The 13227-nt window shown below is 52.4% G+C and carries 10 protein-coding genes and 1 tRNA gene; 6 read left to right on the top strand and 5 right to left on the bottom strand.

Annotated features, from left to right (window positions below; all coding sequences use genetic code 11):
* Window positions 1-309: 309 nt before the first annotated feature.
* A complete protein-coding gene (locus tag HY913_19940; GenBank protein ID MBI4965558.1) occupies window positions 310-645 on the bottom strand; it encodes a hypothetical protein in 336 nt (111 codons plus the stop codon).
* Window positions 646-1116: 471 nt separating this feature from the next.
* Here HY913_19940 and HY913_19935 point away from each other — a divergent pair, with 471 nt between their 5' ends.
* From HY913_19935 to HY913_19925, 3 genes are all read left to right on the top strand, one after another.
* Window positions 1117-1572, top strand: coding sequence for a YaiI/YqxD family protein (locus tag HY913_19935; GenBank protein MBI4965557.1), 456 nt, complete (start codon window positions 1117-1119; stop codon window positions 1570-1572).
* A 158-nt stretch (window positions 1573-1730) separates the two neighbouring features.
* Window positions 1731-2435, top strand: a complete 705-nt coding sequence (locus HY913_19930; protein ID MBI4965556.1) for an RluA family pseudouridine synthase — start codon at window positions 1731-1733, stop codon at window positions 2433-2435.
* Window positions 2436-2459: 24 nt separating this feature from the next.
* Entirely contained in the window at window positions 2460-2762 is a 303-nt protein-coding gene (locus tag HY913_19925; GenBank protein MBI4965555.1) for a hypothetical protein, read from the top strand.
* A 461-nt stretch (window positions 2763-3223) separates the two neighbouring features.
* On the opposite strand, the gene HY913_19920 is transcribed toward HY913_19925, so the two are convergent.
* Window positions 3224-5794 (bottom strand): AAA family ATPase, encoded by a 2571-nt coding sequence (locus tag HY913_19920; protein ID MBI4965554.1) that lies wholly within the window; start codon window positions 5792-5794, stop codon window positions 3224-3226.
* Between the two features lie 561 nt (window positions 5795-6355).
* A tRNA-Pro gene (locus HY913_19915) sits at window positions 6356-6432 on the bottom strand.
* Window positions 6433-7068: 636 nt separating this feature from the next.
* Between HY913_19915 and HY913_19910 the strand changes: the two genes are divergently transcribed.
* Window positions 7069-7416, top strand: coding sequence for a hypothetical protein (locus HY913_19910; GenBank protein MBI4965553.1), 348 nt, complete (start codon window positions 7069-7071; stop codon window positions 7414-7416).
* Window positions 7417-7419: 3 nt separating this feature from the next.
* Here the strand turns inward: HY913_19910 and HY913_19905 are convergent, their stop codons facing one another.
* The gene (locus HY913_19905) at window positions 7420-9921 is read right to left on the bottom strand and encodes a 1-acyl-sn-glycerol-3-phosphate acyltransferase (protein MBI4965552.1); all 2502 of its coding nucleotides are present in this window, start codon (window positions 9919-9921) and stop codon (window positions 7420-7422) included.
* 563 nt (window positions 9922-10484) lie between these two features.
* Between HY913_19905 and HY913_19900 the strand changes: the two genes are divergently transcribed.
* Together HY913_19900 and HY913_19895 are read left to right on the top strand one after the other, a co-directional pair.
* Window positions 10485-10940 (top strand): tetratricopeptide repeat protein, encoded by a 456-nt coding sequence (locus HY913_19900; GenBank protein MBI4965551.1) that lies wholly within the window; start codon window positions 10485-10487, stop codon window positions 10938-10940.
* Window positions 10941-11202: 262 nt separating this feature from the next.
* A complete protein-coding gene (locus HY913_19895; protein MBI4965550.1) occupies window positions 11203-11520 on the top strand; it encodes a TusE/DsrC/DsvC family sulfur relay protein in 318 nt (105 codons plus the stop codon).
* A 1174-nt stretch (window positions 11521-12694) separates the two neighbouring features.
* On the opposite strand, the gene HY913_19890 is transcribed toward HY913_19895, so the two are convergent.
* Complete coding sequence (locus tag HY913_19890; protein MBI4965549.1) at window positions 12695-13174, bottom strand: hypothetical protein; 480 nt, start codon at window positions 13172-13174, stop codon at window positions 12695-12697.
* Between the last annotated feature and the right edge of the window lie 53 nt (window positions 13175-13227).

Here is a 13227-nt window from a genome sequence, read left to right as displayed (position 1 = left end):
GGGCTCGACGCCCTCGCAATGACAACTTTCGGCGTTTTTATATTTTTTATGGCGAATCGGTATGAGAGAGGTATTTGTTCTTCATGGCACGGGAGTTCAGCAACAAACCCGCAAAAATGGTGAATAGTGTTACCGAGCCAAGGATAATTGCCGCCGCGCCCCACGACCTATTGAACATTATGCGCTCCTACACGAGAAGAGGGGTCAAGTCTCGTCTTGGCTCATGTCTGGGCCTCGTGATTCCGTGCGATGGCTGAACATGAGTCAAGCGTAGATCTGACCATTGGTCGCTTTGCTCAGGTTCCAAAGCTAACGAGAGGGATATTTGTTCTTCATGGCACGAGAGTTTAGCAACAAACCCGCAAAAATGGTAAATAGTGTTACCGAGCCAAGGATAATTGCCGCCGCGCCCCACGACCTATTGAACATTATGCGCTCCTGCACGAGATTTATGGTTGTGTAAAGCCAAACCCCAGCTCCAACGTAGGCTGAGAGTTGCACAATGATCAGACTCCATCGACGTCTAATCAGCAAGAGCAAGGGCATCAGAATGGTCGCCGCGGTCAATCCAAGGCTTCCGGCCCGTAGAAAGTGAGCGGCCAAGAGAAGAGCAGCGATGAGCAAAGGGACTGTTCTGAGAACCATTCCGAAGATCTCCTTTATGAATTTCAGGGTTACTCGTCTATTTTTCTGAGCGTATTCCCCTGATCAGGTTCCCGACATAAATCACGCCGCCAATATTTCGAGCAAGTTTGCCGGGGAGGCTTACAAAAAAGAAAAGCCGCCGAATCGGCTTTGCCAACTCAGCGGTTCTATTTTTCTTTCCGTGGTCCGGTGCTACCGGATTTGGACCGGCGAACACCTGAACCTCATGCAGACATGAAGCGTAAGTAAACAATTGAGGGTCTTCATCCGTTCATGCCACCGAACGGCATTCCCAACATAGGTATCCGTGTGGTAGAATCGTGCCTAATGTCTGAACAGGCTCCGGAAACTCCCTATGGAGAGGCCGGAGGAGTCAGGTGAGCTGACCGAGCAAAGAAACCGCCTGTTATCCCACAACTTGGGAAGCTGTTCAGGGTAACGGTACTATCTACGCAAACAGAAGGGGTATACTTGATCAAGATCTACGTTGATGCAGATGGCTGTCCAGTAAAGAGTGAAGTCTTTCGAGTGGCCCTCCGCTACGGGTTGAAAGTCTACGTGGTTTCCAACTCGATGATGAGAATTCCGCAAGAGGAACTATTTGAGCTAGTTCTTGTTGCAAAAGAATTTGACGCCGCAGATGATTGGATTGTGGAGCATGTTCGTGAAGACGATATCGGAGTATCCGCTGATATTCCCCTTGCTGCGCGGTGTCTTGAAAAAGGCGCTCGCATGCTCGACCCGAAAGGGCGTGTCTTCACTCAAGAATCCATCGGTAGTGCTCTTGCGAATAGAGATTTGATGGCCTATCTCAGGGATATGGGGGATATTACCGGAGGTCCGGCTCCTTTTGAAAAGCGAGACCGGTCTCGTTTCCTTCAAGGTCTTGATGGGGTAATCCAGGCCGCTCTTAAGGTAACGCGATAAATACCATGAGAATAATCGAAAATCCCCTAGTATCAGGGTGCAACATACCATTTCGCGGTCGGTCGGGTTCGTTTTGCGTTTACCAGGTGCCGCGTCTCATTCCCGGTCCATGAACGCCGGGCGCTGCGCTGCTGACAACGACTGCTAGAGCACTCAATATGAGTAGACCTTCAAGACCGAACGCCAGGGTTCTGCCGAAAGGACTCGTGATTGTCCACGAAGACAGGGACATTCTGGTGGTGGACAAACCGCCGGGCCTCTTGACGATGAGTACGGAAACAGAGAAATCAAGAACAGCTTACTTCATTCTGACTGATTATGTCCGCAAGGGCTGTGCCAGGTCCAAGAAACGCATTTTCATCGTTCACCGGCTGGATAGGGATACTTCAGGTATACTCGTCTTCGCGAAGAGCGAAGAGGCAAAGCTTCGTCTACAGAGCCAGTGGGAAGAAACCAAGAAGCAATACCTCGCGGTCGTTCATGGCAAGTGTGAGAAGCCCTCAGAGACTATCACTACATACCTGGCAGAGAACAAAGCTCACCGCGTGTACTCCACAACCGACAAGAAAAAAGGGAAACTGGCTCATACTGCCTACAAAGTGCTCAAGGAGACAAAAGACCTTGCTTTGCTGGAAGTTGATCTGTTGACGGGCCGGAAGCACCAGATTCGCGTGCATCTCGCCGATATTGGACACCCGGTGGTGGGTGATCGGAAGTATGGAAAAGAGAACGAAGCCCACAAACGTCTAGCGCTTCATGCGACATCGATTTCCTTCCAACACCCCTTCAGCGGCAAGCGGGTCTTTTTTGAAACTAGGGTGCCCGGATATTTCAACAAACTTGTTGGTAGTTTGGGCACCTGATGGCGACAGTTAGAGAGAGTTGCTGTGGCAGCCGACAAACGAAAATATTTGGCCGGTTTCATACCATTCATAATATGCACGGGATTATCTATAATTCTTTCACTGATAGAGCCAAGGAATTTCCCCGATCCGTCTTATCCGTATAGGACCAAGGAATATTTAGATTACTTGGCCGCGGGTTGGTTCTTCATCGGAATTGTTTTATCAGGGGTTTTCTTCTGTATTATTCTGATTGACGAGGTATTTAGCTATTTTGAAAGGCTTCGGGAAGAAACGCGGCTGAAAAAAATACTGGAATCATCTATTGACTCTGCTCAGCACGACTGACGGATGCCGCCAGGAATTACAGGGACAAAATACACATTTTCCGAGAGCTTGGTTTTGAGAGTAGGCACTGCAGCACCCAGCCGAACGTTTGTTCAAGGGTGCTGACGAAGACTCTGAAAAACAAAAACCGCCGAGCCGGCTTAGCCGACTCGACGGTTTCATTGTTTCTTTGCATGGTCAGGCGCGACTGGATTTGAACCAGCGACCACCCGAAAGCCATGCAAACTGTGACACAAAATAACCAATAATTTCAGCAAGGTTTGTCGGCAGCCCGTTGCAATAGGCCACGACATTCCATAACCGGCCACAACCCATTCCCGCAAAAGTCCCGCACGTAGGATCACATCAACTTCCTACTATCTCCGCTATCCGGGGACGCCACACCGAATTCGCGCTACGGCGTTCTAATTGAGTAAAGTGTCCCCAGAGTTCCGCGAGCACCGGCCCATCAATGATCAATGTTACGCTAAATAGGCATCGCGGGTACTGTGAGCTGCGGCCCAGTCCTCCCTGAGTTCCTTCATGGTAGGGCGAATATTGAGTGTTTCGAGGGGCTGCGAATGGGCATCGGTGATGCGACAGCACTTCTCGAATATACGGTAAATTTCTTCTATGGCACTTGCCAGGCGGTCGGGGTGTATGTCTTTGAGTTTGGTCATCATTACATTCGGCTGGTAGCGCTTAGTCACCCCCTTTAACAAGTCCTGCTCAACTACAGCCTCACACCAAGACCGCAGCCGCGAATAGGCGCTTTCGATCAGTGCCTGTTGGGTCTCACCGCTTTCGGCGCTCGCGCTTTGGATGATATCGTTAATTTTGGCGCGCAGTTTGGCTGGGGTATCGTATCGCGGGTGCTTGCCGCCTGTCACAATCCCGGTGACCTCACCTTCCCCATGAGTGATATCAAAATAGGAACATAGGTCAGGTGTTTTCTCGAATTTCGCGAGCATGGAGGTAGCGAACCAGATGTTGTGAGTGAAGATTATGACCTGGTGCATCTCGCTCAGCGCGTGAAGCCGGTCAACAATGTATTGAAGGCGTTTGTAATCAAGACTGTTGACCGGGTCGTCGAAGACAAGGGGGGCCGAGACGGTGCGGATCGCAGACTCTGCGAGAAAGTCCGCGAGGGCTATTACCTTTTGCTCACCCTCCGAGAGAATGTCGCTAAGTCTGTGCTCGGGTGTGAGGGACTTCTTTCGCTTCGCTTGGCCTCCTCGTCCGGGAAACTCGAGCTTCACATTAGGAGCATGGAGGGCTTGCCGCTCCTGTTCAAAAAAACGGCTGAAGTCCTGGTTGAGCAGATCCTCACTAGCCATTTTGGAGGCATCGGTAAGGGACTTCTGAAGTTGAGGGAATCTGCCGATAATGGTATCGGCGGTGCTTGCCCATTTGGCTTTCGCTACAAAGTCCCGAACCTGAGGCATCATCTGTCTCAGTGTCAGTCGAGCTTCCAGTTCCCGCAACTCTCCATTGGCTTGAGCGTATGCCAATTCCCGCTCGCTTCCGCGTTTAGTGAGATCCGCGATGAGATCTTCCGCCTTGGAGCAATCAGCTTCGGTAAGCTCTACGACGGTCGCCGCGCGAGCGACAACACCTGCCGCGTCGATGGCCTGCCGTTTGCCGATTTGCTCTTGGATAGGTAGACAGTCGGTAATCAACTGAAACCCGGCCGACAGCGTTGTCGCTAGGCTGTCTTCTTTGCCCACCAAAGATGTCCGCTCGGACAACGAATCTTTCATGGCTCGAATATCGAGATCCAGAATTAGCTCGGCTCTGGTCTTCATCTCCTCACGGGCCGACTGCAGCTGAGCCTGAAAAGTGTTATTGCAGTAAGCCTGATATTTCTTCAGCAAAGCTAAGGCAGCCTCTCCCAGATCCTGGCGGCAGTAGATACATCGGTCACCTGAATCAGGGTAGTCGTCTAGACCTAGGTATTTGAGGTAAGCGTCGCCAGCCTTGATAAATTCACTCCATGCGTCGCTCAGCGCACCGGGGAGATCCAGGCCGGCGAATGCCTCCTCCGTCGCACGGCGATACTGCTGTTCTGCTGACCGTACCTTATTGACGTCAGTGGAATAACTGGCCCAGTCGAAGGCCGCGATCGCACGCGCAGTGGCTAGCAGCTTGGCGCATATATCGCGGTTGGACCGTGCTACTTGAAGCTGGGCTGTAATTGTCGTTGCCCGTAATGCCTCGACCTTATTCCGGAGAACTTGGAGCTGGGCTGCCTCTTCTACACTCACGTCCGAAAGGACTTCGAGGTGCGACAAGTCGGTCGCCGCACCAAGGGCTTCAATCTTACCGTAGATTGTAGATTCCACGTCGAACCGCTGCAAAAGAAAATTCCCCGCGGGCCTGCGTTCGTCCCGAGAGCGGGTTAGCCGGTCTTTGACCGCTTGAATCGCATCAGTCACCAGCGGGAAGAGAGCGAGGTCGCGTGGTGTATAAACGTACTCAAGATCTTGGTCGACGTGGAGGGCCACGGCGCGGGTGTCGAAAATGCTCGCTCGGGTAAATGGCGGGATTCCGGTTTCATTCTGCCATTCAAAGAATTGTTCTTTGTCACTGACCTTATATCCAACAGTGGCCTGGCACGAAATTGGTTGAGTGGCCTTGATGTTGGGGAGAACCTTTTCCGCCGACCGCACGGCCGCGAGGCACTTCAGGATCCGAACGTAGCCGCTCTTTCCAGAAGCGTTTTCGCCGAATAGAACGGTCATTCGAGGATTGAAGAATATTTCCTGGCCCGAAGCGAGAAGATTTACTCCCTCGACGGCCTTGATATAGGCTAAGGTAAGGCGTTCCGTGGCATCAACGTCGCCCTCCTCAAGCAGCAACTTTGGAATGAATGGAGCTGGTTCGTCGCTCAGTCCCCGCTCCGCCAGTAACATCTTGTAGATCTCATCAACGGCATCGTCGGATACGGTTTGGGCGGTGTTCAAGACTTCAGAAACGATGGCACGAACCCAATTCGACTGTTTATTGGCCCAGTCTACCAGTATTTTTCTGGCGCTGAGTTTTTCTACGGACACGGTATTAGCCCTTGTTCATGAAAAGCTCAAAGCTTGGGGAACATGTTCCGATGACCGATCTTGGCATCACGAGGCTGTGATCACTCTTTTCCCTCAAAGCCACCCTGTTTGCCATGCCTTTAGCAGTAGGACTATTCCATGATTTCTGTAGGGACCAGCAAGACTGCTTCGCCATCTTGGGGCTCGGATGTCAGAATCCTCCTATACCGTCCGGTAAAAAATACCGAGTCTTGCTGATATTACAACGTGTGCGCATGCATAGGCAAGCATGTTTGTCTGCGACTCATCCCTCAGGAATTTCGGGTGCACCACAATCAATTTCTAGGGGCCAAATCACCGAGTCGCAGGGTACGACTTTGAAACCCCCTTGATAGACGCTATTCGAACACCACAGGTGTTCAGGAATTTCGGGGACACAAGACCTATTTTTTGCAAGCTTCGCCTTGGGCGTTGGCAATGTAGCACCCAGCCGCACATTTGAGCAAGCGTGCTGACGAAGACCCTGAAAAAGAAAGACCGTCGAATTGGCTTCGCCAACTCGACGGTCTTGTTCTTCTTTTCTGGTCGGGGCGACTGGATTTGAACCAGCGACCACCTGAACCCCATTCAGGTACGCTACCAGACTGCGCTACGCCCCGACAATCATGTAATCTATCGCAACAGTGAATGTCTGTCAATGCCAAATGCCGACCCGAAAAGGAACCATGCGCTTGCACGGGGAGGCTGCAAAATGGCGGTCACCGCAGAAAAGGCAGAGCGTGCCCTTGTTGCCATTCCGGCGACCGCCAAGTTTGTCCCTGTGAAAAGCGAGGCCGGAATTCAGCCTCCCTGGACCCCGGCGCCTGCCCCAGAACGCCGATCCTGGGTTCGCCGGGGTGACGGTTCTCCGCGGTCTCTGCGGTGACTCAGCGCGGCACGCGGGGCCGCTTTCCCGGCTGGGTGAAGCCTCCCCGTGCAAGCGAATGGTCAACAGCAGTAACCATTCAGTCATGTGCGCCTTCACACAGGAAGACAAAAGATCTCTCACCGCAGAGATCGCGGAGAACGCGGAGTTCACGGTGCACACGTCAGTGCGCACCGTGCATCTTCTCTGCGAACTCTGTGGTCTCAGCGGTGAGTCGGTTTTCCGCGGGCCCCCTCGCGTAACTGAATGCTTACCAACAGCACAGGCCGTTTATGCTTGCCAAATCAACTTGATATGTGTTATTATTAGACAACCGTTTAAGTGTGGAACGCTCTGCGCAATTCCTTTAAGCGAAGATTAGGAAAATGATATGAGAAATCTTGCCGCCCTTATCGTAGTCGCTGCCATCGCACTGAGCGCCTCAGTCGCGTTTGCATGGCCAGCTACCACCCTCAAAGTTCAACCATACGGAGTCGATTATCCCCTGATCAGCCCGATGAGTTATCCGTCGTCAAAAGGCGACCCGTACGAGCGACGCTTCGGTGTGAGGAGATGGATGAACCCTTTCCGACCGAACGAATTCACCGACGCGGATAGAACTCTCGATGAATCTTACCGTTGGTTCCAGCTTTACGGCGGCTATGGGGTCATAGGCCACGGAGAAGACGTCTTCACGAGAAAGGCGGCACATTTTCGAAAAACTCACAGGGGTCGGTGAGCATTATTCCAGGGCCTTGGCCAGGCGATCCCGGACCTCATTCTTTTGGGCATGATCGCCGACACCTTTCAAAAACTTTTTGGACTGCCTGTATTCAAGTATTCCCATTTCGGAAAATCGGAGAACAGCATTACCGACCGTAACCGAGGGCAGTGAAGGCACAGAGTCTCTCTCCTGGCCCGCGTGCATCTCCTGGGCGGTCTTCACCATTTTCTTGATAAATTCCTTCTGGTAAATCCCTCCCTCTTCCACTGTTTCAGCGGTTGCCAGGACCAGATAGTACACCTCCAACAAATCAGCTGTCACTCCTTTTAGACATTCCAGCGCTTCTCGGTTAAGCGGCTGTCCACCGCTTACCCAACCCTGGTCGCGGAAGAGCCCCAGCGTTCTTTCCATGATCTCGTCGTCTCCCACCAAGGGATTACAAATCAACTCCTTTGACAATAGCTGCTTCAGGAACTGAAACTCCTCGGCCATGGCCGGGGTAAACCCTGAAGCCCCTGAATCATTCCGGAGTATGATATTCGAAATCAGTGATCCAGCCCAAAGATAGTTTATCAGGGCGTTTCTGTAGAACTCCAGGTTTGCTCTCTTTGATCCATTGACAATGTACTCAGTCGAGGCCTTCGCACCACCCACGGGTTCGACCTCTACGAAGCCTCGCATCCTGAAAAGCCCCAGCACCGGTTGTACGGCGCTTTCCAACTTGTCGAGGCTTGCTGCAAACTCGCATCCTTCGACACGGAGCATATCGGAAAGATAGGCAGCGGACTTCATGAGCCTATCGTGATCAACGCGATTGCGACGAGAACAGGTCAATGCAGCGGCAAACAAATCGACCGGACCTATGACCCCGACCTTTACAATTCCGTCCATCAGATAATACGCGAAATCCGTAAGGAGCCTGCGTGTCTCTTTTTGGGACAATCGTCCCTCATTTGGCTGCACTCCCATTTTGGTGCAGAATTCCACAAAGGATAGGGGTTCATGGAATCTTACGTAGACCTTCCCGAACCGTTTGGTCAGAATGTCCCTGGCGCGAATGAGAGAGACGAAGGTTTCCTTCTGCTTTTCACGGCCGGCAAGTTCACGTAAGTAGTCGTTCTCCTCCGGGATCTGGTCGTAACCTACGAAGGTGGGAACAAAAGTGAGGTCCTCGACCCCTCCTTCTTCCACCGCTTGGACGAGAAAGGCCAACATGCCTACTCTCGGAGGCAGGAGCTTGCCTGTCCGGCTTCTCCCGCCTTCGATGTAGAAATTAATATTGACCTTTTCCTTGACCAGGACCTTCAGGTAGGCCGCGAAGACGTGCGTGTAAAGCGCCAGCCCCCCAAAAGTTCGTCTGAGGAAAAAAGCCCCGCCGGTGCGCAGCACTCGTCCCACCGGCCAAAAAGCGAGATTCTTGCCGGCAGCCATGTGAGGGACGGGCATCTGATTGATAAAAGACAGATAGCCCACGATCAGGTAATCAAAGTGGCTCTTGTGGCACGACGTAAAGATCAGAGATCCTTGCGTATTGGCCCGTTTGAGAACGGAGAACCCCGACGGGCTAAGGTCCATCCCGTCGAAAACCCTCGTTAGGAGCCATTTCAGCAAATAATAAAGGAAGTGCAAAGTTTGGCTGGTTTGGTCCGCGGCTATTTCGTCCACAAATGATTCGGCCCGCTTCCGGATTTTCTCTTCTGTGTGGTCCTCGTTGGACACACCTTCCCTTACGGCTCTCTGGACCCTGGGGTCTTGCAAAACTCTCTCTTTGATTTCAGTGCGAGACAGCTTTTCCGGCCCTCGGTTGACCCTGATCCTTTCATTTATGCCCGCTATGAGCTTTTGGCGCACCGTGAAAGGAAGCTCTTCCCAGGACTCTTCGGACCCAAATTCCTCGAATTCTCCAACCAGATGAACTGGTTCGCCCATTAGGAATTCCGGGACAGTCCATTTCCGCAAAGCAATGAGGAGCCTCCTGATAGGACCCGGATTGTCGGGGTCCCCCAGAAAGATCTCCCAGAAGGGCCTAATCGCGGGACGCGGGGTCCTGTCGTACAGTATGAATATGGGAACCACAGCGATCGCGCCTGACAACTTTCCTTGCAGGTCAAGGAGTATGCGGATGGGATCTTCCGACGGATGGATGTAACGACTGCGCGCGGTCTTTTCATCTACCAGAAAGACCACTCCCGCGCCGCCACCATCGAGGATTTCCTTCACATCTTCCTCATTGACCGTCTTCTTATGCCTTGGTTCGTGAAGAAGGCCGTTCAATCCGGCCCTCCACACTCTTACGGCCTTGGACAGAGACCAACTGTCCATGGCTGAGACATCGAAGGCGAAGGCCGGCACGGGCAGCCCCAGTTCCGCGAATCGCAGCCTCAAAAAATGAAGATCGTAAATGCTGCGGTACTTCATGGCGTACACGATCGGCCCTGTCCGAGCGAGTTGACGGATCTTTTCCACCACCTCATCGTCCACTTGAACCCTGGAAGAGAGGAGGGTAATCAGCTTTTTCAAGATCCATGAGGGCTCCTGATCAAGGGCCCCGGCCAGATACTCAAACCGTTCAGACGTCAGATTTGGCGGTACAATAGTGCCTGTAGATATAGCGGCCATGAAGGGTGTCAATTGCCTCCTCTGTCCTCAGATCGTCATGATTCGCCGGGCTTCCACGCCTCGGCGTAGCATGCTCGTCCCTCAACTGCGGACAAGCTATCAGATCTTGATCCGCGGGAGCAACCTAAGTTTCGTCCGAGCAGCAACCATTCGATTCTTGGGAAGAGCAGAATGGTTAGGACCAGGGTGCCGGCCCAACAGGACCGTCGCAGATTGCCGCACGCACGCAACCTGAAACTTGATGCCAGGGGCAACCATCCGTTTGCACCGGGACGCGGCATCCGGAAAGGCGATCCCGTGTGTCTCGGGGGGTGTTCGCATCCTCGAGCCCGGGCGCCCTTGGGAGATAGTTCGGACCTTTCCGGCGTGAAGCCCCCGCGGCGGCGAGAGACAAAAAGAAAACTTTGCCTTGCAGAGATTTGCTGGTATTATACACAACTTCATTACAGGTCCGGGAACCCCCTATGGAAAGAGTAGCAGTCCTAGGCAGAATAATTCCGACACTTCTGGCAGTGTGGTGGATAATAGCGGGGCCGGTCGTAGCTCAGGACTACTTGGACTACTACGAGCAGGGAGAGTTTGCCCTCCGCGTCGAAAAGTGGGACCGGGCTATCGAGATGTTCACAAAGTCTTTACAAGACAATCCGAATTTCTTTGTCGCCTACCACAACCGCGCAATCGCCTATTCCAAAAAAGGCGAATATGATAAAAGCATTGCCGATCTAAAAAAGGCTGTGCAGTTAAATCCGGATTACCCTGACGCGTACGGTTTGATGGGCCTGGTCTACGAAATCATGAAGGACTATCCCGCGGCTGTCCAAGTGTACAAGGAGGCCCTCGCGCTTGAAAAAAGGCCTGCGGTAAGAAAAGCCCTTGAGAAATACCTTCAAGACGCGGAGGTTAAGATCAAGAAGAAATGATCGGGCGCGCTTGCAGGCAGACTTCTCGAGGGAAAGGCGGCTGCGTTTAAGGGCGGCCGTCGTATTCGAGGTCCTTCTTGGCGTGGGGTCCAAGGTATTTTTTTTGCGGCGGGCACAGTTTTTTCTTGGAAAATAAGGTAACTTCTGCTAGTTGAGGCAAGATCGCAGGTTGTGTTTGCTTCGCACTAGTGATAACATCGATAAAATTACACGATTTGCCCGGTTATAATCCGGCAAACTTGAGATAAAGGAGGGCTTGCGTATGCCTACGCTGGAAATCGAAGGTAGAACTTTTGACGTTGATGAGGACGGGTTTCTTCAGGATCCTGATCTGTGGAACGAAGAAGTTGCTCGTCTCTTTGCCAAGACTGAAGGTATTCAGGAAATGACGGATGAACACTGGAAAGTGGTCCACTACCTCAGGAATTATTATTTGGAGTTCAACATAGCTCCGATGATCCGCAAGGTGTGCAAGGACACGGGCTTCAAGTTGAAGAAGATTTACGAGTTGTTCCCGTCAGGGCCTGCCAAGGGGGCCTGTAAAGTGGCCGGGCTTCCCAAGCCCACCGGTTGCGTTTAATCCTTCGTCTATTGCACCCGCAGGAGATGACCTCGCACGCCTGGTAGTACCGGGGGGTACGGGGTCACCGCTCCTGCGCGTGCACACCACCTCTTCTTGTTGTAGGCTCCGAAGGTCGGCGGCAGGTCCCGCGACGAACTTTGCAGCCTGGCTGTCCCGTGGCTGTATGTATGGAACGTAGGGCTGCAAAGGGATAGGTCTGTTTAGCTGCTCTGCCGACTCGGACCGGCATACCTTGCCCCCATATCAAAAGTCGTAAGTCATATGAAGCAAAAATAAAAGCCGACAGTGCTGGTCATGCCATTACTGTCGGCAGGTTCCGGAGGGCGAGTCGGTCGAAGTGGGGTTCGAGAATCCGCAATTCGGTCTCGATCAAAGGGGCAAATTTTTTCGAGTACTATTGTCGTCCACTTCGACAAATCAATTTAAGTGGAATCACCTCGCCTTCATACCAATTGACGGTTATCATTCAAAGTCGATCGCAAAACCTTTACCCCCAACAATAACGCAGCACGGACGATTTATGATCAATTGGGCCCGACCCGATCAACATCATTAAACAAAAACAATTCGCGGGGACCCTGTTTCTTGCCCGCATCAAATCCGGGAGCTATCAATTAAAATTCCGTGCCGTGACCATTAGCAATTACTAAGATTTTGCAACCGACTCTGAAAGACAACCCTCCCTTAAGATGGTGTTTTGACTTGCTGATAGGTTAAGCATGATTCATGCCAAACACGCTCGGAGGGTTGGCCGGTTAACATAACATTGTGTAATAACGAACTGTTCATGCTAAGCCGAGTCCCCCGGAGCGAGAAGGTCATCCATTTTCTTGCATTATAGAAATGCGCGGCAATCAGACAATTTATTCAGCACCAACTAATACAATCAGGCAATTATGATTTTTGGCCGTGTCAGAAAATCGCTCACGACCATGCGGCGTGTCCGACAACTGCGACCGTCCGGAAGAGGGACGACTCCCGGACCGCGTTATGGCGTAAAACAGTGCCTGGACGCGGTTAATTCGTCATGGCCTCTCGGCAACGGATGCGGCGAGCGCGGCAGGTTGTCTCACTGAATACGAACGCGAAGCCTACGCTATGGTTGACCCCTCTACGGAGACCTGCCGGACCCCCGGTCCAGCCATGTCACTCAATTGACCGCGCACAGGCGTCAGTCCGTTTCTCTCAGATGCGGGTCCGGCGGGGCCTCCGGAGACGGTGCAAAACCCGGCTGAAACTCACATGAATCCACGAAATGCTTCACAATTACGGGCATGCCGCTGGCAGCAGATCTCTTGATCACCCAAGAGTGATAAAAAACTGCCTTTAGTCGCTTGCTTCGGGGGGCCGGCGCCTCTCGATGTGACGCTTCCCAGCGCATGACGGTCCGAGCTTCAGCCCGATCAGGTAATACCGTAACATCGAATGATTCGTAAACGTGTTCCTCGTCAAAGAATTGCCGCTTCACTTCTTGATGATCTTCGAATCCCCGAAGGCCTCGCCAGACCTTGTCGCGGAAGCGAATTTCAAATCCCTCCTCGGCTATTATGGGGAGAAGATCTACGATCGGAGCATGTTCGTTTTGAAGTCGGCCCCACAGTTCAATCAATTCGCGCACTTCCGTTTCGGTTAGCGGTTTTGTATTGCTCATTCGGTATACCTCTCGACTTCTCTGGCGTACCTGTTACCAATAGATCGCGTGTC

Origin of the sequence: Desulfomonile tiedjei (assembly GCA_016212925.1) — a bacterium.
In the GTDB taxonomy this organism is placed as follows: Bacteria; Desulfobacterota; Desulfomonilia; order Desulfomonilales; family Desulfomonilaceae; genus JACRDF01.
This window is presented reverse-complemented; position numbering and strand designations above follow the sequence as displayed.

What these genes read in the sequence shown, in the direction of transcription:
- HY913_19900 (MBI4965551.1), top strand. Translation starts at nt 10,485, where the DNA reads ATGGAAAGAGTAGCAGTCCTAGGCAGAATAATTCCGACACTTCTGGCA.
- HY913_19890 (MBI4965549.1), bottom strand. Translation starts at nt 13,174, where the DNA reads ATGAGCAATACAAAACCGCTAACCGAAACGGAAGTGCGCGAATTGATT.
- HY913_19910 (MBI4965553.1), top strand. Translation starts at nt 7,069, where the DNA reads ATGAGAAATCTTGCCGCCCTTATCGTAGTCGCTGCCATCGCACTGAGC.
- HY913_19895 (MBI4965550.1), top strand. Translation starts at nt 11,203, where the DNA reads ATGCCTACGCTGGAAATCGAAGGTAGAACTTTTGACGTTGATGAGGAC.
- HY913_19930 (MBI4965556.1), top strand. Translation starts at nt 1,731, where the DNA reads ATGAGTAGACCTTCAAGACCGAACGCCAGGGTTCTGCCGAAAGGACTC.
- HY913_19940 (MBI4965558.1), bottom strand. Translation starts at nt 645, where the DNA reads ATGGTTCTCAGAACAGTCCCTTTGCTCATCGCTGCTCTTCTCTTGGCC.